Raw genomic sequence first — 19,092 nt, 5'->3', positions numbered from 1 at the left:
ATGCAACGAAACTCGTTCACGCCCCCATCCACGAGGGGCATTGCCCGGACGGCTTTCGTTGCGCTGCTCGCGTGGGGCGCGCTGTTCACAGCGCCCGCCCACGCTTTCAGCGACGACGAAGCACGCAAGGCGATTCTGGAACTCCGCCAACGCCTGGATAACACAAATGCTCAGCTGTCCGCTGCTCAGCGGGCGGTGATCGACCTTCAGAATCGTAACGACCAGTTGAATCAACAGGTCGCACAGGTTCGGGGACAAAACGAAGACCTGACGAACCAGCTCGCCACGGTGCAGCAGACGGAAAAGGATTACTACACGGATCTAGACGGTCGCCTGAAGAAGCTTGAGCCGCAACAGCAGACCGTGGACGGCGTGCAAGGTACGGTCCAGCCAGGTGAGTCAGCCAAGTTCAACGCGGCATTGCAACAGTTCCGTAGCGGTGACTTCAAGGGTGCGAGTGCGTCGTTCAGCGACTTCGTCGACGCCTACCCACAAAGTCCATACCGCCCTACTGCCCTGTTCTGGCTCGGCAATGCGTACTACGCATTACGCGACTATAAGAAATCGACTGCCACGCTGAAACAGGTTGTCGACAGCTATCCTACGCACCCACGTGCGCCAGACGCGTTGTTGCAAATCGCGACGAATCAGTCGGAACAAGGCGAACGTGCAGCAGCACGCAAGACGCTGCAGCAGGTGGTTGCACAGTACGCCGGCTCACAGTCGGCCACCACCGCACAAGACCGCTTGTCCAAAATGAAGTGACAACGGTTCGAAGGCGGTACGCCAAGGCCCGAGCTCGACGATGCGAGGCTGATAGCTAACGCCGTTTTCGCACTTCTGGCGGAATTTCTTGACGGACCACGGTAAGTCGCCTATAATCTGCGACTCTCTTGGGTCCTTAGCTCAGTTGGTAGAGCAGCGGACTTTTAATCCGTTGGTCGCGAGTTCGAGTCTCGCAGGGCCTACCAAGATAAAGAAAGGGTCTAGCTTCGGCTTAGACCCTTTTTCTTTTTCCGACAAATCACCCATCACCTCCCACATTGTCGCAGCGGCCACAGCGTGCCATCCGCTGATGGCACGCCTTGTCCTGCGAACAAACATGTGATTCCGCACGAATCAGGTCATTCGTCATTTATGTGTAGTCACACTCCCTCCTGACGCGAATACCACTACGCCCGACAAGACATCGAGGCACGTGGACAACATGGCTGTGCCCGGTTGTCTCAGAGACTTCCTTGCTACAAACAGCCGAATTTCCGTTTAGCTGCTTCATCCGTAATCTACGGAAAAGGAAATTCTGTTCAGGAGAGCGGCACCATGATGGAAATGAACATTCGTGGTCCGGTTGCAGCACGTGCGCGATTGATGACGCCGATCCCGTGCTATGCCCACCCGGGATGAGATAGCGGCGCCCGGTTCGATCCGCCCAAACGTAGACATTCAAGCGCTTCAGGGCATCTCCGATAACACTCGTGCTGCACGATCATGGTGGCGTCGAACAGTACCCGCCTGGATGCCCAGCCCAACGATCTGCACGCTCGCCTGCCCATGGTACGGCCAACTTGTTTGCTGTTAATTATCGTCGTGAAAGCATGGCTTCAGTGAAGCATTGGGGCTGCGGTCGGATGCACGCAGATGCCCGCCCCTTCTTTCTCAAACAGCTGTAACGCGACACCACGATCGCGATCGTGGAATCAAAGGAAGGACGACAGCAATGCCATCTCTCGATCGCTGGAAACTGGGGTCGTAGACCACACTCCCTGGTCGCGCAAGCGCATTTCGTAACAAAACAACCAAAACTTTCGCATTATTTCTACACGATCGCCCGTCATGCATCGTGATCTCCTGTAACGACCGCTTCACACCGCTCCGTCGATTTATCCTGAATCACAATGACAAGCCACATTGTCCCGTTTTCATTCGGTCAAATTTCTTCGCCTATACATAAACTTACGAAATGACCGGACAAATTGTTGCAATATAACTACATGGCTCACCACGCGGAAAATCGTAATACGGCGTTACACAATGAACAGAAATGACTACAAAAGACGCCAAATTGACTGCTTTTAAGGTCGTTGTGGAAAAACACCAACAATAGTTTGTTGCATTAATTGGCGTGTCACACAGCACAGCGTCTTCTACACTCAGTCCCGATGTATCGAAAGGTAGTCAGAAAATTTTGATACGTGTAAGTCGATACCCCCGTTTCGGCCGCTCGTCATCAAATCTCACGATTCCTTTCAATGCCTTCGTTTACCTAGAATCTGGAGAGACTATGAAGAAGACTCTGATGGCTGCGGCACTGGCTGGCGCCTCGGCTTTTGCGATCAACGCACACGCGCAAAGCAGTGTGACGCTGTACGGCGCGCTGGACGCCGGTCTGGTGTATACGAACAACGCAAGCAACGGCGCAAAATGGGCGGAAGGCAGCAGTAACCTTTCCAATTCGTACTGGGGATTGCGTGGCAGCGAAGATCTGGGCGGTGGCCTCCATGCCCTGTTCACCTTGGAAAACGGCTTCAACCTGAATAGCGGAACGAGCACGGAAAGTGGGACGGAATTCAATCGCCAAGCCTATGTCGGCTTGAAGAGCGATCAATACGGTACATTTACCCTCGGCCGCCAATACAGCTCGGCAGTCGATTTCCTGGGTCCGCTGTCGGCTTCGGGCCAAGGCTATGGCAACAACCTGGCCGCCCACCCGTTTAACAACGATGACTTGAACGCTATCTCGTCGATCAAGAACGCGGTCAAGTATCGTAGCGCCAACTACAACGGCCTCGAATTCGGCGGAATGTACGGCTTCAGTAACGCGTCCGGGTTCTCCAACAACCGTGCTTACAGCGCAGGTGTGTCGTACAACAACGGTCCGATCTCCGCCTCAGCGTCTTACCTGCAACAAAACAACGGCGGCAAGACGTCCGGTGGCGCCACCACGCTGGGTAACGGTTCGGCGACGGTCGCGGCCGACTTGCAACGTACCTTCGGCGCTGGCCTGAACTACTCGTTCGGCCCGGCAACCCTGGGCTTCGTCTATACGAATACCCATCTGGACGGCATCGGCGGCATCGAACTGGGTGGCAACACCTACGGCGGCCTGAACGGCTCGAATCTGCACTTGAGCAATTATGAAGTGAACGGCCGCTACGCACTGACCCCGGCGTTAAACCTGTCAGCGGCCTATACGTTCACGGACGGCAAGGCCAGCGGCGCCAACGGCACCGGCCACCCGAAGTGGCAACAAGTGACGCTCCAGAGCGATTATTCGTTGAGCAAGCGCACCGACGTCTACCTGGAAGGCGTGTACCAGCGTGCTACCGGCTCCCTGGGTAACGGCGTGTCCAACTTCGCCGCGATCGGCTCGCTGTCGCCTTCCTCAACGGGCAATCAAGTGGCCGTGACCCTGGGTATGCGTCACCGCTTCTAATCGGCATCTACCTCGTCCACGCGCTCAAGGGGCAAGCGGCTTCCGCGTCTTCCGACGCGCATTTGTCCCCTTGGGCGGTAGCGCACGCCACGGAAAGCACTCTGCGATCCATTCCAAAATCCCGGTCCTGCACCGGGATTTTTTTATTCCCCTCTTCAGGTCGCGCCCATCCGTTGCCTACGGTGCGGTGTCGAACGATTGAACGCCCCACCCGAACGACTACCACCCTCGCCGATACGGCCTCTTGCATTAACCCCTCATATAATGCATCAGCCTGATCGGCAGCATCCGCATGACTTCCGGAGCCCTATACGCGCCATCGTGCCGTGGCGGAAGGGCCCCTGATACGGCCTTGACCGGCCCCGTCCAGGGCTGGACACATTCGCAAGCGCTCGGCACGGTCCACATCGACGCCACGCGGGGAGCAATCATATGGAACCCAGCCTGCCGCCTTCTTGCCTACGCCCGACAGCCCATCCACGAAGGCCAACTAGCGGGAGTACAGAGACAGGTAACCACGACAAAGCGTAGAGATTCAGATGAAAAAAAACCTCGCGGACTAGGTCCACGAGGTTTTTCAATGTTGTCCTCGACGTCATCAGAGACAAGCGCCGCGTCTCACAGAGGGATCAGCGCAACATCATATTGGTTGCAACATTGTGCATGATCCAGATCGAACCACCGATGACGATGGCCGCGGTCAGCACGGTGAACGTAAATGCAACAACGTTCCAACGCTGTGCCGACGTACCGTTCATATGCAGGAAATACGTCAGATGGACCAATACTTGAACCAGCGCAAGGATGGCAAGCACCGGCACTTCGGTCCCGGGCGGAAACATCTCGCCCATGACCACGCCGAACGACAGCGCAGTCAGAATCACTGAAAAAATGAAACCGATAATGTACGACTTGTAGCTGCCGTGGCCTTCGCCGCCGGCGCCGTGCCCGTCGTGGGAATGAGTATTCGTATTCGCCATCAGACCATGCTCACGAGATAAACGAAGGTGAAAACGCAAATCCAGATCACGTCCAGGAAGTGCCAGAACAAGCTGAGGCAAGACAAGCGCGTCATGACACGCTGGTTCAAACCGTTCTTACCCATGACCTGGAACATCATCACGACCATCCACACCATGCCCAGCGTCACGTGGATACCGTGCGTGGCCACCAGCGTAAAGAAGGCGGAGAGGAACCCGCTTTGTTGCGGACCATGACCGTCCGCGATCAACAGCGCGAATTCATGCACTTCCAGCGTCACGAAGGTAATCCCCAGCAGCAACGTCACGAGCAACCAGCCCATCACGCCGCTTCGATTGCCCTTGTAGCCGCACAGCATCGCGAAGCCGTACGTGATCGAGCTTAACAACAGGGCCGCCGTTTCAAACGCCACGCCCTTTAGTTCGAACAGTTCCTTCGGTCCGGGTCCGCCGGCGTACTCGTTGTGCATCACGGCGAACACCGCGAACAGCGTACCGAACAAAATACAGTCGGTCATCAGGTACAGCCAGAAACCGAACGTCGTTGTGCCGCTGTGATCGTGATGCTCGTGTTCATGTTCCGCAGTCAAACCTGCCGCGGTCGCGGCCGGTCCGGTGCTTTGATGTGCATTCGACATCAGTTTGCCTCCGCCATGGCGACGCGTCGTGCAATCGCTTCTTCGGTCGCCTTCACTTCAGACGCCGGAATGTAGAAATCAATGTCGTTATCCGAGCAGCGCACGATCGCAGTGATCACGATGCCCAGGAAGCCGGCAATCGCCAACCACCACATATACCAGACCGCCCCGAAACCCATCGCCGTTGCGAACATGCCGATCAAGAAGCCGGTCGATGTATTACGCGGCATATGGATGTCCGTGTACACCGGCGGCGTGGTTTCCTTGACGTGCTGCTTCGCATGGTGGAAGTGATCCAGCTCTTCCACGTGCGGGATGATTGCAAAGTTATACGACGGCGGCGGCGATGCAACCGCCCATTCCAGCGTACGGCCATTCCACGGATCGCCCGTGAAATCACGGTTGCCCGGCAAGTCACGATCGCGGATCGACACGTAGATCTGCACCAGTTGGCAAATGATGCCGCACAGGACCAGCACCGCGCCGACGAATGCGATGATCATCCACGGATGCCATTCCGGATTGTCGTAGTGATTCATACGACGCGTTGCACCCATGAAGCCCAGCACGTACAGCGGCATGAAGGCAACATAGAATCCGACCAGCCAGAACCAGAATGATGCCTTGCCCCACTTTTCATTCAACTTGAAGCCGAACGCTTTCGGGAACCAGTAGGCAAAACCCGCCAGGTAACCGAACACCACGCCGCCGATGATGACGTTGTGGAAGTGGGCGATCAGGAACAGCGAGTTATGCAGCACGAAGTCCGCGCCCGGAATCGCCAGCATCACACCGGTCATGCCGCCGATCGTGAACGTGACCATGAAGCCGATCGTCCACAGAATCGACGGATGGTATTGCACGCGACCCTTGTAGATCGTAAATAGCCAATTGAAGATCTTCACCCCCGTCGGGATCGCGATGATCATCGTAGTGATGCCGAAAAACGCGTTGACATCGGCGCCGGACCCCATCGTGAAGAAGTGGTGCAGCCATACGACGAACGACAGGACCATGATCGAGCACGTGGCATAGACCATCGTCTTGTAGCCGAACAACGGCTTGCGCGCGAACGTCGAGACAACTTCAGAGAAGATACCGAACGCTGGCAAGATCAGGATGTACACCTCGGGGTGGCCCCACGCCCAGATCAGGTTCAGATACATCATCTGGTTGCCGCCACCATCATTGGTGAAGAAGTGCATGCCCAGATATCGATCCAAGCCCAGCAACGCCAGCGTGACGGTCAGGATCGGGAACGCCGCCATGATCAGCACGTTGGTACACAACGCCGTCCACGTGAAAACGGGGAGCTTCCAATACGTCATGCCAGGTGCGCGCATCTTCACGATGGTGACGAAGAAGTTCACACCCGTGAGCAACGTACCCACCCCGGATATCTGCAACGCCCAGATGTAGTAATCCACCCCGACACCCGGACTGAACTGCATCTCCGATAACGGCGGATACGCCAGCCAGCCAGTCTGCGCGAACTCGCCAACCAGCAGCGACAGGTTGATCAGGATCACGGCTGATGCCGTCATCCAGAAACTCATCGAGTTCAGGAAGGGAAACGCCACGTCGCGTGCACCAATCTGCAACGGCACGACAATATTCATCAGGCCGATCATGAACGTCATCGCCATGAAGAAAATCATGATGACGCCATGCGCGGAGAAGATCTGGTCGTAGTGGTGAGGCGGCAGGTATCCGGGGGCATCATAGGCCAGCGCCAACTGCGAGCGCATCATGATCGCATCCGAAAAACCGCGGATCAGCATCACCAGCGCGACGATGATGTACATCACCCCGAGCTTCTTGTGATCAACCGTCGTGATCCACTCTTTCCAGAGGTAGGTCCACTTCTTGTAATACGTGATCAGGGCGAGTAGCGCGAGACCGCCCAGAATAATGACGATACCGACACCGGCCACGATGGGCACGTTATACGGAATATCCGCTAGTGTAAGTTTTCCAAACATGCTTTATCCCCTGGGAGCCGACGCAGCAATGGGCGCGTGCGGCATGGTCATGCCCTCCATCGCGCCGCCTTCTGCTTTCGGCTCACCCATCTTCATGCCCATGTGATTCCCGCCGACGTTGTATTGCGCCAAGATCTGGCCGAACACATCGCCTTGCACCGCAGGATAGTACTGAACCGGATTTGCCTCGCTGGGCTTGGCGAGTTCCTTGAAGGAAGCGAAGTTCAACGCGCCATTGTTCGAAGATTTCACTTTCTTCACCCATGCGTCGAAATCCGACTGCGACATCGCCAACGCGCGGAACTTCATGTCCGAGAAGCCACGGCCGCTGTAATTCGCCGACAGCCCAGCGTAGTCACCCACCTCGTGCGCATCCAAATGCAACTTGGTGTGCATACCCGCCATCGCGTAAATCATGCCGCCAAGTTGCGGGATGAAAAACGCGTTCATCACTGAATCCGACGTGATTTCGAAATTAACCGGGGTGTTGATGGGGAACGCCAGCTGGTTCACCGATGCCACGCCCTGATTCGGGTATATGAACAACCACTTCCAGTCCAATGCCACAACCTGCACTTCCAGCGGCTGCACCTTGGACTCAAGGGGTTTGTAAGGATCGAGCGCGTGCGTCGTGACCCAGGTCAACCATGCGAGATACGCAATGATCAACGTCGGAATCGTCCAGACAACCACCTCGATGGCCGTAGAGTGCGCCCAGCTCGGACGGTATTCCGCGGACTTGTTCGTCGCGCGGTATTTCCAGGCGAAATAAAGCGACAGGAAAATCACCGGAATAACGACGATCAGCATTGCCCATGTGGAAATAGCAATCAGATGCTTTTCCTGGACCCCGATGCTGCCCTTCGGGTCGAGGATGCCACTGCTACATCCTGTCAGACCCAAGATCAAGCTACTGGATAGGAGTCCCGCCAACTTTGGCGCGCCCCTTTCTTTCAAATATTTCACCGGCCTCTCCGATACCCAGGGACGCACATCGCGGCCCGAGCCCCATGAATGGAAGTGCGCAGAGAATACCTCCACCTGCGACATTTTTACACTGAAAATTGTGGAAATTGATTATTAACGACGTCGACGTGCGTCAAATCGCCGCACTTTTTCGGGCACCACGCGGCGCTTTGCCGCGACTGGCCTCTGGTCCGCGTCGCCAGCCGTGATTTTACACGTTTGACTAGCGGATTTCCGAATGGCTCTCAAGCGAAATGTCCTAACGCGGGTAATCGCTGATTTATCTCCGGGACCGCGGCCCACTCGTCACGTGCACAACGCATATGGCGCTTACGCTGATAATTCACTGACAAACGATCGATTCATGCGCCGTCTCCGCGCGCTCCTGAAACGTTCCGTCGTGTCTTGGCGCCCGATAAAAAAGAAATCGCATGCGGTCTTTTACAATAGCGAAGGCCCTCCGCCCGCTTGCGGCTGCAACCGGCCTTACCGGCGCCGAATCCACAATGAGACGAATGCGAAAAGCCTTAGGGAACGATGTGAATTCAGACGAAGCACGGCCGCACATGCCAAACCCGCCAACGTCCTCCGGCATCGATCAAACGACCGGATCGGCTTCTCGCTACTCGCCGGCCGCGGACCCCGCCATGGGAGGAGGGACTCGAAAACCGGTCGCGCTTCATCCGCGTCAACAGGCGTTGTTGGACATATTGAAGCGCGACGGCTTCGTCACGGTGGATGAATTGGCCCGCGTACTCACCGTTACCCATCAAACCATTCGACGCGACGTCAACCAACTCGCCGCTCAGAACTTGCTGCGCCGCCATCATGGCGGTGCCAGCCTACCAACGAGCGCGGAAAACTTGGCCTACACGGCGCGCCAGCAGATGTTTCGAGAGGAGAAGCGACGCATCGCGCAACTGGTGGCGGGCCACATTCCGCATCAGGCTTCGCTGTTCGTCAATCTGGGAACCACCACCGAAGAAGTCGCGCATGCCCTGCACCGGCACGAGGGACTGCATGTGATTACGAACAACCCTCATGTGGCCAGTGCCATGTGCGACTACAAAAACTGCGAGGTCATGATCGCCGGCGGCACGGTGCGGCCGTGGGATCGCGGCATCGTAGGCGACATGACGGTCGAGTTCTTTAAGCAATTCAAGGTTGACTTCGCCATCATCGGCGTCTCGGGTATCGAATCCGACGGTACGCTGCGCGATTTCGATACGCGCGAGGTCCGCGTCACCGCCACGATCATCGAGAACGCTCGTCAGGTGTTCCTGGTCGCGGATCGATCGAAATTCGGCCGCTCCGCGCTCGTTCGGCTAGCCGATATGTCACGCATCCATGCCTTTTTTACCGACGAGCCGCCCCCCCCCGGCATGCGTGAGATTTTCGAAAATGCAGGGACGCAGGTCTTCATTGCACCTTGATCTGATACGTCGCGTCCCGTTCCGCCGTGGGTAAGCCTCCTCGCCAGGCTGCAGGCTTCATAACCGTCGAACGATAGATAATTGCTATTATATTGATAGCATAAATTGCTTTTCTTTATTTTCTATTTTCGCTTTCGGACTTTATATTTTCGTAAACGAACATTTCATGCGTATTCTTCGCAAGAGATGTCCTAATGCGAATTTTCCGCCAAGCTCAGTGCGCGATGCGCCCTCAGGCAGCCATGTCGTCAAACCGCGCACGTTGCGCTGCAAAACGGTGATAACCGATCTCAGGCACCGAGTCGGGCAGTCGCATTGCACCAGGCACGATATAACGCCCATAGGCATACGAACACGATCCCGGATCCAGCGGACATGGTGAAATGACAATGCAATCAGCAACGCATCAGCAACAGGCAAGCCACGGGCTGTCGGCCGGGACGCCGAGTCTTGCGGAACAAGACGTCGACCTGCTCGTCATCGGTGGTGGCATAAATGGTGTTGGAATCGCACGGGATGCCGCGGGTCGGGGTTTGCGCGTGGCGCTATGCGAGAAGGATGACCTGGCGTCGCACACCTCCTCGTCCAGTACGAAGCTGATCCATGGCGGTCTGCGCTATCTCGAATACTATGAGTTTTCTCTGGTGCGCAAGGCACTGCAGGAACGGGAAGTACTGCTTCGTAGTGCGCCGCACATTATCTGGCCGCTGCGCTTCGTCATGCCGCATCAGCCTGACCTCCGGCCGGCATGGATGATCCGGGCAGGCCTGTTTCTATACGACCATCTTGCAAAACGGGCCGTCCTTCCTGGATCGACAAGCATCTCAATGCGCAATTCGGCCGTCGGCGCACCGTTGATCGATACGATTACGCGCGGCTTTATTTATTCGGACGCCTGGGTCGACGACGCCCGTCTCGTCGTGTTGAATGCGAAGGCCGCTGCCGATATGGGCGCGCACATCATGACGCGCGCAAAGCTCGTCAGCGCGCGCCGTATCCACACCGACGCCGGTCCACGATGGGAAGCGCGTATCGACAGACTGTCGGCCGATGGTAGCGCGCGGACCACCACGCTCCGCGCGCGCGGCATCGCGAATGCCGCCGGTCCCTGGGTTGATCAATTGCTGCGCGATGTCGTGCAAGGCAGTCCGGCGGATCACGGCGTGCGGCTGGTCAAGGGCAGCCATATCGTCACGCGCAAGCTGTTCGAGCATGATCACGCGTACATCTTTCAGAACCCGGATAAGCGCATCATCTTTGCCATCCCCTACCAAGGGGCGTTCACGCTGATCGGCACGACCGACGTGCAAATGGATGGTAATCCCGATGCGGTCAACGGCGTGCAAATCAGTGACGATGAAGTACGGTACTTGTGCGAGTCGGTGAATCGCTATTTCAAGCAAGGCATCACCCCGTCGGACGTGGTCTGGAGCTATGCGGGCGTGCGTCCTTTGCTCGAAGAAGCCGGCGATAATCCGTCAGCGGTCACGCGCGACTATCGGCTCGACCTCGATGCGCCCGATGCCCAGGCGCCATTGCTGTCGGTCTTCGGCGGCAAGATCACGACGTTCCGTAAGCTGGCAGAGGAAGCCGTCGATCACTTGGCGGGGCCGCTTGGCGTAACGCGCCCATCGGTCACCGAGCACGAGACACTACCTGGTGGCGATATGCCGCATTCGGATTTTGCGGCCTTCCTCGGCGACGTTCGGCGACGCTATCCCTGGCTGCCGGCCGAGTTGGCGCATCGCTACGCGCGTGCCTATGGCACATGCATCAACACGTTGATTGCAAAGGCAACAACGCTGGCCGGACTGGGATCGGAGTGGGCGCCAGGCATATACGAAGCCGAACTTGTGTATCTGTGGACGCACGAATGGGCGCGTACTGCGCAAGACATATTGTGGCGCCGTACGAAACTGGGGTTAATGTGCTCGGCAGAAGACGCTGACAGGCTGTCCCAGTGGTTTGCCGAACGCGCGGCGTCGAGCCCGGCAGTCGCCAACAATGCAACCGGCGCCGTCGCGTCACCCATGGCACCGGCACCGACAGCGCTCTCGACAACTGGTGCTGCAAGTGTGGCAGCCGACGATTCGAGCGATGCGGATCCCCATGATGGACACCGTTCCGAAGCACGCATTTAAATGGCTTGAACACCGCGACAGAACGCATCAATCAGATCAATAACGAACGATAAAGGAGACGGACGATGGAGACAAAAGCATACATTCTCGCGCTTGACCAAGGCACGACGAGTTCCCGTGCGATCGTGTTCGATCATGGTGGGCAAATCGTCTCTACCGCGCAGCGCGAGTTCACGCAGCACTATCCCAAGGATGGCTGGGTGGAGCATTGCCCAGACGAGATCTGGTCGACACAGGCAGGCGTCGCCACCGAAGCCTTGACACGCATCAACTTGACCAGCGCCGACGTGCACGCGATAGGCATCACGAACCAGCGTGAAACAACGATCGTCTGGGAGCGTGCGACCGGCAAGCCTGTCTACAACGCGATCGTCTGGCAGGATCGGCGAACCGCGGCATTCTGCGATGAACTGAAAGCGGCACAGCACGCCGAGATGGTTCGAGCAAAAACCGGCCTGCCGATCGATTCGTACTTCTCGGCAACGAAGATTCGCTGGATTCTCGACAACGACAAATCGCTGCGAGCAAAAGCCGAACGCGGCGAGCTGGCATTCGGCACCGTCGACAGTTGGCTGATGTGGAAATTCACGAAAGGCGAGCAACATGTAACCGATATCACGAATGCATCACGGACGATGCTGTTCAACATTCATACGCAGCAATGGGACCCTGAACTGTTGAAGTTGTTCAATGTGCCTGAATCGATGTTGCCCGAGGTACGAAGTTCGTCCGAGGTGTACGGTACGACCAATGACGTCTTTGCGACGAGGATTCCACTTGCCGGCATTGCGGGAGATCAACACGCCGCGCTTTTCGGCCAGATGTGCACCGAGCCCGGCATGGTAAAGAATACCTATGGCACGGGATGCTTCCTGGTGATGAATACCGGGCCCAAGCCGATGGAATCAAAAAATAATCTTGTCACGACCATCGCATGGAAAATTGGTGATCGGGTCGACTACGCGCTTGAAGGCAGCATCTTCATTGGTGGCGCCGTGGTGCAATGGCTGCGAGATGGCCTGAAGATCATCCAGCGCTCCAGCGACGTCGAACGGCTTGCTGCTTCGGTCGAAGACAATGGCGGTGTCTATCTGGTACCAGCCTTCACCGGCTTAGGCGCACCACACTGGGAGGCCAGTGCTCGCGGCACGACGTTCGGTCTGACTCGCAATACCCGAGACGGCCATGTTGCCCGCGCGGGACTGGAAAGCATTGTCTATCAGTCGCTTGATGTGCTACGAGCGATGGAATCGGATTCTGGCATTCCCATTCCCGAGCTCCGCGTGGATGGCGGTGCCGCCGCGAACAATCTGCTGATGCAGTTTCAAGCTGATATGCTCGGCGCGAAGACGATACGCCCGACCGTCATAGAAACGACCGCCCTGGGCGCCGCGTATCTGGCTGGCCTCGCGACCGGCTATTGGCCCAATATAGAAGCCATCCAGCAGCAGTGGAAGGAAGACCGTGGCTTTGAACCCCGCATGGATGCCGCAACGCGCGACCACTATGTTAACCAATGGAACCGTGCTTTGAAGGCGACAATCGCGTGGGCCGAGGACCAGCCCTCCGCCGCGTAACAATGCATGCAGCTCGAAGACGGCACTTCAAGACACCGTGACGCCGCTGTCGAGTGATGCAATGCGCGATATTTGCATAGGTTATCCATGCAAGTATCGCCCGCCCTATCAGACAGGACTCCTACCGTCTTGTGGCAACAATAATTGATCAGCATTTAGGAGACCTTCGTGGAAACGACCTTCGCGCGCCGTCGCTTTGTCGGCGAATTGATTTCGGAAGCCGTCGCGGTTTTCATTATCATTGCTTTCGGCGACTCAGTAGCGGCCATGTACGTGCTATATGATCCGAGCCCTTATCTGAACGCCTACTGGGGCGTCGCCATGTGCTGGGGACTAGCCGTGATGATCGCGATCTACGTCACCGGGTCCATTTCCGGCACCCATGCGAACCCAGCAGTTACATTGGCCTTGGTGCTCTTCCGCGGGTTTCCCGCCAGGAAACTGCTGCCTTACTGGCTCGCCCAGGTCGTGGGCGGCTTTATCGGCGCGGCGGTCGTACTGCTGTTATTCGGCCCGGTGATTGATCACTTCAACGCAACGCACCACTTGACACGCGCCGATGGCGGTGCGGCCGGTGTGTTCTTCACACATCCCGGATTGGCAATCAGCCCGATGCATGCATTTGTCGATGAAATCATTTTGACCGCATTGTTGGTATTCGGTATTTTCGCGATCACCGAGAAATTCAACGAGGTGGCACCGCAAGGGAATACCAGTGCGTTGATGATCGGCTTGCTCGTGGCGCTGATCGGCGGTTCGATGGGATACCTGGAAGCGTGGGCGTTGAACCCGGCACGGGACTTTGGCCCTCGTCTGCTCGCGTATGTTGCAGGGTGGAATACGTCTGCGTTGCCGTCTCCGGACAACTACTGGTGGGTGCCGATCGTCGGCCCTCTGATTGGCGGCGTCTTGGGCGCGGCAGCGTTTCAAACCTTGATTTATCCGTTCCTGCCGGCCCGGCTCGCGGCATTGAGCACGGCAAGGGCAAAATCGGGTGAAACCGTCGCGGGCAAGAGGTCCGCTAACACCGGGGCAAGCACGACCTCGGTGAAACCCTCTTGAGATCGAATTCGATCATAACGACCCTCGCCCCGGTACCGCCGTGATAATCGTCGTGGCGGTGCCGGCACGTTGCCGCTTATTGCGGAAAGCGCCCTTCGAAGGCGATGTTCGATAGCGGCTGGCGATCACTCGGTACCTCTCGGGCTTGCAGGCCTTCAGGCAACTGGCTCTTGTCGCCCAGACGGCCAATGGCCAAGGCTGCTTCAACGTGGAACCCGGCAGGCACGCCCAGGTCAACAAAAGCCTTGTCGAAATCCACGCCCGTCATGCCGTGGGTGTACCAGCCCAGCTTCGCTGCTTGCAGCGCCAGAAATGCCCAGGCCGCACCGGCATCGAACGAATGGCTGCGTGATGGAACGTCCTTGTCACCGCCCGGCGGCCGCATGACCGAATTCGAGACCACGAAAACCAGCGCCGATGCATGCTTGGCCCAACTTTGATTGAATTCAACCAGGCAGGCCAGCAGCGACGCGAACTGCGGCGTGCCACGGCGAGCGTAGACGAAACGCCAGGGTTGCGAGTTGTAGGCCGACGGTGCCCAGCGCGCCGCCTCGATCAACGTCAACAACGCATCCTCTGAAATCTCCTCATTTGAAAAAGCACGCGGCGACCAGCGTTCCGTAAAAATGGAATCGATCGGATGGGTAGGACGGCGTGGATTGTTGCTCATATTCTTATTCCTAGATCAGAGAAGGTTATCGGCACCGCGCAACACAGCGATGACGCGGCATGCCATAAAAACTCAAAAATACCCTATGTAGGAAAAGTTTGCCCTGTCGACGCCGTGACAGCGCACCGCAATGGGCGCACCGGGGCGGTAGGCAGGCATCACATCAAATCAGACGGGGATCATGACGAACAGCGTGACGTGTGCCGAGCGGGAGCACGCGACACGTAATGACGGCTAATTCTCGTAGCGCTTGAGAAGGTGTTGCGCGAGAGCACCCGCTTGTTCGAGCGCCTCGCTTTCGGAATCCAATGTGGGTTCCGCCCGATAAACCTGTGCATCATCCGCCGTGCCGCCGTCTCGCGACAGCAGCACGAGACCGCGATAGCGCCCGTCTTCAAGCGCATTGACAAATGCATTGGCGACCATATCGCCTTTTTTAAACCTAAGCTCCGGCATACGCTGCCTCCTGACCAAACGCGCCTCCTGGCGCCGAGCACGCGTGCGGGATATTTCATGCCGCTTACATCCTTTATACCAGCAACCACGGAATCTCGCCGACGCGCGCCCCCACATCCGCCGACCAAGTCACGACAGTGCTTGACGCCATGCCGCCGGTAGTTACGTCAAGACCATGCATGGCCTCCCTGCGCCATGGCTTGTCTGCTCATGGCAAGCGTTGCCGGTCCTTTCAATTGGTGGCGCTCGCTGGTGGACGCTACACTGTATGGTATTCACTACGTTGCCAAGGAGCCGCCACGATGACAGATTTCCGCCTTTTCTCCGATGACTTTGCCGCCGACAGCCATTTCGGCAAGGAACAGGAACTGAACAATCCTGATTTCGGGACTAACGGCAAGAACCTTTCACCATCACTACGCTGGGAAGGGGTGCCCAGCGATGCGCAAAGCCTGGCGCTGACAGTCTATGATCCGGACGCGCCAACAGGCAGTGGTTTCTGGCATTGGGTCGTGATCAACCTCCCGGTGGATACACGATCCTTGCCAACCGACGCGGGTCGGGCCTCCGGCGACCTCATGCCGCAAGGCGCAACGCAGATGCTCAACGATTATGGCTTCCGCGGCTTTGGTGGCTGGGCGCCGCCAAAAGGCGATAAACCGCACCGTTATATCTTCCAGATCCATGCGTTGAAGGTTCCGTCCCTACCGCTGCCACCCGATGCCACAAATGCCGTGGCCCGTTTCATGATTCATCTGAACCAGGTGGCATCGGCAACGCTCACAGGCTATTACGCCATCACGTGATGCACCCGGAGCTGGACGGCCACGTGCCGTGAAGATCACGCGGCACGGTGCCCGAGTGCGACCACGCTCCGGCTTTTTCGCAAGCATCGGCACGTTGTTTGCTTGCGCCTTTCGAAATCAGGGTGTAATACAACGTGGCGGCGTAATACCTCACTGCAAACCAGTCGATCGCTTAGCCACCCGACTTTACCCTGATTGGCGCGCTGCAACATCGCATCACGCTTATCTTGTCAGGGCCATGCCGGCAATACAGCCGCGCGGCTATCTCGCGAACGTGAGGTCTTTCATGGACTGCTTCTTCCCGAACATCGATCCCGAGTTCCACGGGTCGCCTCCTGAAGTCCGTTTTGTCGTGCGCGTGGATGGCGAGCCCGTCATCTGCGCCGTTTCGGCGGAAGCGCTGCAAGATCATTTCGATGCGCGTGGTCCATTCGAAAACGACCTGCTGGACGCGTTCCGCCGTGGCCGGTCGCGCATTCTGGCAGTCTGCAACGTCGCGCTGCAACGGAGCCAGGGCAATCCCGTCATCTTGCGCAGCGGTATGTTCCGGTTCGTCGAGGCAGCGATGGGCCGCCGTTTTGGGGCGAATACAGATCGGGAAGGGGAGTCGGACGGAAGCCTGGCGATGATGGCAACGGCAGGACGTCGCTAGACAGCACCGCGTACCATGAAAAAGCCGCATTGGTAACGCACTTTACGTGCGCCACCGCTGCGGCTTTATGGGAACACCCGGAACGGAATTTACGCCTGACGCGTCGTCAACCAGGCATAACGGCGATTCTCCGCCTGCACATCACGCGCGTACTGCATCGCGTCGTCCATACGATCAAACCGTGCCAATGGCCGCTTCGCCGTTTCCTGCGTCACCTCCCAACGTCCATCCTTACCCCGCAGCACGCGGTAGATCGTTTCGTTCGACGTGTCGTAGTACATGCGATTTCTCCTTTCCGTTCGGTTGGGTGGGCGTCTCATCGACCCCGATCCAGTACGCCGCGCCGGCGGGCCCGCGCTTTCGCAATTTCCCTGCCCGGCTCGCCGTGCAGCGTGTGCATCGGCGTCTGGTGATGTCCTATAAGCAACTGGTGTGCCAGGGCAAGTCGATCGTGAAGAACCAAGGTGTCACGTGCGTCATCGACGAAATTGGGAGACTTCACAAAGATTGCAGTAGCAAGCGCGACAATCCACCGTGCAAAACTTACCCGCCCACGCGGGAAAACCCTTGTTCACCGGAACACGTCCTGGCACGCGGGATGCATCTTGATTCGTACCCTATCGGCAAGGTCCGCTTGCCGACAATGTCAGGAGCACAACCATGCAAAATGCCACGGATATCGATAAAACCGTTAATACGATACTGAACGACCTGATTGAAGTGTCCAAGGACGGCGAACAAGGATTCAGGCAGGCCGCCTCGGGCGCACATGACAGCCAATTGAAGGCGCTGTTTTCCGAATGTGCGGCGGACTGCGCGCGCGCTGCGACAGAATTACAAGGTGTGGTAACGCTGCACGGCGGCAAACCTGAATCCAGCGGCTCCGTTGCAGGCGCATTGCATCGCGGATGGATGCAGATCAAGGCTGCCGCAGGATCAAATGACGATACGGCAATATTGGAAGAAGTCGAACGGGGTGAGGACAGCGCAAAAACGCATTATCGCAAAGCACTTGACCGTGATTTACCGGCGGATGTTCGTGCGCTGGTCGAACGCCAGTATCAAGGCGTAGTACAGCACCATGATCAAATCCGGGACCTACGTAATCAATGGCGTGCCAGCCCACACCAGTGACAGTGGCACGAAACGCTGCGCTGCACAGAAAGGATAACGGGCTAGTGTGAAGGGGTAAGTGCAAGAGAGAGCGGGCCATCCACAAGCCCGTTTCTCTCTTGATCCATCTCCAACCAGCCCCCCCTCATCATCACGTTCGTAAAAAACGGGCCTAAGCCCGTCTTTTGATATTACTCATGTGTTTATCCGGATATTGCACGGCGTTTCCGCCATGCTGCATCCGGCAACGATATCGGTTAACCGCCGTTTGACGAATTCGTCTTCATGTTGTGCATATCGCCCATATTGCTCCCCGTCGCCGGTTGACTCATGCCCGTGCCGGTATTCGACGAGTCGCTCATTGCGGCACTCTTTTTCGTGTGCTTCGTGTGATGTCCCTTACCCGGGGACGAGCTACCCGTCAGCGAGCTACCCGTCGTACTTTTGGCCGTTACGTCGGAATTGGTTGTGCCATCCGTATTCGACTGCGCAAACACGGGAACTGCAGCACCCGCGGCGATCAACGCAGCTACACCATACGACACCAGCTTCGGCGAAATAAATTTACGCATTTTTGTCCTCCTGTCTATCTCAAAAATTTTGCATCGCGGTAAGTGGAAAGTAGCGCAAAACTTCCACTTTCACTTGGAGCAGTGCCGAAGTAAGTAGCTTCGCCGACCACTTATCTACTTCGCACAGCTTCCAGGAACTAACGCCGCAAGATGCGTACCTCGGCGCCGGAGTTGCGATGCGCACCCTCTCGCTCGCCGAGACGGGCTTACTTCGTTGCAACAACCTTCAGGTTGTTACGAATGGACTTGACGCCGCTGACATTCGCCGCAGTTTCACCGGCCAACGAACGTTGCGTTGCGTCAGGCACAGACCCTGTCAAACGCACAACGCCGTTCGTCGACTTAACGTGGATGTGCAGTGACTTCAGGTTGCTCTGCGCAGCCAAGGACGCCTTGACCTTCGTCGTCAAGGCACCATCGCTGATCTTCTCGCTGGCAGTTTCATGCGGTGCCGAGGAAGCGGTATCACCACCGGTCACTGTCACTTGCGCATTGGCCGACATTGCCAATGCCAAAATCGCAGCGCCGCCAGCGGCCTTGATGAAATGGGTTGTCTTCATGGTCATTCTCCCTTGTAGATGTTATTAAGATAGTTCCGCCGCGTACCGGCA

General features: G+C 57.2%; 17 protein-coding genes, 1 tRNA gene and 1 pseudogene. 10 read left to right on the top strand and 9 right to left on the bottom strand.

Translation table 11 applies throughout. The features are described from left to right. From ybgF to SJQ66_RS19945, 3 genes are all read left to right on the top strand, one after another. Nucleotides 1–765, top strand: a complete 765-nt coding sequence (ybgF, locus tag SJQ66_RS19955) for a tol-pal system protein YbgF (RefSeq protein ID WP_024902095.1) — start codon at nt 1–3, stop codon at nt 763–765. Nucleotides 766–895: 130 nt separating this feature from the next. Further along, nucleotides 896–971: transfer RNA gene (locus SJQ66_RS19950), tRNA-Lys, on the top strand. Nucleotides 972–2,281: 1,310 nt separating this feature from the next. Then, on the top strand, nt 2,282–3,433 hold the full coding sequence (locus SJQ66_RS19945) for a porin (RefSeq protein ID WP_024902094.1): 1,152 nt from the start codon (nt 2,282–2,284) through the stop codon (nt 3,431–3,433). 629 nt (nt 3,434–4,062) lie between these two features. Here SJQ66_RS19945 and cyoD read toward each other — a convergent pair. From cyoD to cyoA, 4 genes are read right to left on the bottom strand one after another with little or no spacing between them, the layout of a single operon-like run. Next, complete coding sequence (gene cyoD / locus SJQ66_RS19940) at nt 4,063–4,413, bottom strand: cytochrome o ubiquinol oxidase subunit IV (RefSeq protein WP_024902093.1); 351 nt, start codon at nt 4,411–4,413, stop codon at nt 4,063–4,065. Then, a complete protein-coding gene (gene cyoC / locus SJQ66_RS19935; RefSeq protein ID WP_024902092.1) occupies nt 4,413–5,051 on the bottom strand; it encodes a cytochrome o ubiquinol oxidase subunit III in 639 nt (212 codons plus the stop codon). Before cyoC ends, cyoD begins: the two co-directional genes overlap by 1 nt. Further along, complete coding sequence (cyoB, locus tag SJQ66_RS19930; protein WP_024902091.1) at nt 5,051–7,033, bottom strand: cytochrome o ubiquinol oxidase subunit I; 1,983 nt, start codon at nt 7,031–7,033, stop codon at nt 5,051–5,053. Before cyoB ends, cyoC begins: the two co-directional genes overlap by 1 nt. 3 nt (nt 7,034–7,036) lie before the next feature. Then, nucleotides 7,037–7,990, bottom strand: a complete 954-nt coding sequence (cyoA, locus tag SJQ66_RS19925; protein WP_024902090.1) for a ubiquinol oxidase subunit II — start codon at nt 7,988–7,990, stop codon at nt 7,037–7,039. Between the two features lie 656 nt (nt 7,991–8,646). Between cyoA and SJQ66_RS19920 the strand changes: the two genes are divergently transcribed. From SJQ66_RS19920 to SJQ66_RS19905, 4 genes and pseudogenes are all read left to right on the top strand, one after another. Then, entirely contained in the window at nt 8,647–9,432 is a 786-nt protein-coding gene (locus tag SJQ66_RS19920) for a DeoR/GlpR family DNA-binding transcription regulator (RefSeq protein ID WP_036007701.1), read from the top strand. A 383-nt stretch (nt 9,433–9,815) separates the two neighbouring features. Continuing rightward, nucleotides 9,816–11,426 (top strand): annotated as a pseudogene (gene glpD / locus SJQ66_RS19915) (glycerol-3-phosphate dehydrogenase); the annotation flags it as partial. A 212-nt stretch (nt 11,427–11,638) separates the two neighbouring features. Next, nucleotides 11,639–13,150 carry a glycerol kinase GlpK gene (gene glpK / locus SJQ66_RS19910; RefSeq protein ID WP_024902087.1) on the top strand — a complete coding sequence of 504 codons (1,512 nt, stop codon included), beginning with the start codon at nt 11,639–11,641 and terminating at the stop codon, nt 13,148–13,150. Between the two features lie 168 nt (nt 13,151–13,318). Then, the gene (locus SJQ66_RS19905) at nt 13,319–14,212 is read left to right on the top strand and encodes an MIP/aquaporin family protein (protein ID WP_024902086.1); all 894 of its coding nucleotides are present in this window, start codon (nt 13,319–13,321) and stop codon (nt 14,210–14,212) included. A 76-nt stretch (nt 14,213–14,288) separates the two neighbouring features. On the opposite strand, the gene SJQ66_RS19900 is transcribed toward SJQ66_RS19905, so the two are convergent. Both SJQ66_RS19900 and SJQ66_RS19895 read right to left on the bottom strand, forming a co-directional pair. Then, the gene (locus SJQ66_RS19900; RefSeq protein WP_024902085.1) at nt 14,289–14,882 is read right to left on the bottom strand and encodes a nitroreductase family protein; all 594 of its coding nucleotides are present in this window, start codon (nt 14,880–14,882) and stop codon (nt 14,289–14,291) included. A 234-nt stretch (nt 14,883–15,116) separates the two neighbouring features. Beyond that, nucleotides 15,117–15,338, bottom strand: coding sequence for a hypothetical protein (locus SJQ66_RS19895; protein WP_024902084.1), 222 nt, complete (start codon nt 15,336–15,338; stop codon nt 15,117–15,119). A gap of 302 nt (nt 15,339–15,640) precedes the next feature. Here SJQ66_RS19895 and SJQ66_RS19890 point away from each other — a divergent pair, with 302 nt between their 5' ends. Next, complete coding sequence (locus SJQ66_RS19890; protein WP_024902083.1) at nt 15,641–16,144, top strand: YbhB/YbcL family Raf kinase inhibitor-like protein; 504 nt, start codon at nt 15,641–15,643, stop codon at nt 16,142–16,144. A gap of 238 nt (nt 16,145–16,382) precedes the next feature. Then, nucleotides 16,383–16,796, top strand: coding sequence for a DUF1488 family protein (locus SJQ66_RS19885; protein WP_024902082.1), 414 nt, complete (start codon nt 16,383–16,385; stop codon nt 16,794–16,796). A gap of 89 nt (nt 16,797–16,885) precedes the next feature. Here the strand turns inward: SJQ66_RS19885 and SJQ66_RS19880 are convergent, their stop codons facing one another. Further along, nucleotides 16,886–17,077, bottom strand: coding sequence for a DUF2188 domain-containing protein (locus tag SJQ66_RS19880; protein WP_024902081.1), 192 nt, complete (start codon nt 17,075–17,077; stop codon nt 16,886–16,888). Nucleotides 17,078–17,456: 379 nt separating this feature from the next. Between SJQ66_RS19880 and SJQ66_RS19875 the strand changes: the two genes are divergently transcribed. Then, on the top strand, nt 17,457–17,930 hold the full coding sequence (locus SJQ66_RS19875; protein WP_407691552.1) for a PA2169 family four-helix-bundle protein: 474 nt from the start codon (nt 17,457–17,459) through the stop codon (nt 17,928–17,930). Nucleotides 17,931–18,166: 236 nt separating this feature from the next. On the opposite strand, the gene SJQ66_RS19870 is transcribed toward SJQ66_RS19875, so the two are convergent. Both SJQ66_RS19870 and SJQ66_RS19865 read right to left on the bottom strand, forming a co-directional pair. Beyond that, on the bottom strand, nt 18,167–18,481 hold the full coding sequence (locus SJQ66_RS19870; protein WP_024902079.1) for a hypothetical protein: 315 nt from the start codon (nt 18,479–18,481) through the stop codon (nt 18,167–18,169). A gap of 206 nt (nt 18,482–18,687) precedes the next feature. Beyond that, nucleotides 18,688–19,041, bottom strand: coding sequence for a BON domain-containing protein (locus SJQ66_RS19865; RefSeq protein ID WP_024902078.1), 354 nt, complete (start codon nt 19,039–19,041; stop codon nt 18,688–18,690). Nucleotides 19,042–19,092 lie beyond the last annotated feature (51 nt).

This window comes from Robbsia andropogonis (assembly GCF_034047095.1).
Taxonomy (GTDB): Bacteria; Pseudomonadota; Gammaproteobacteria; order Burkholderiales; family Burkholderiaceae; genus Robbsia; species Robbsia andropogonis.
This window is presented reverse-complemented; position numbering and strand designations above follow the sequence as displayed.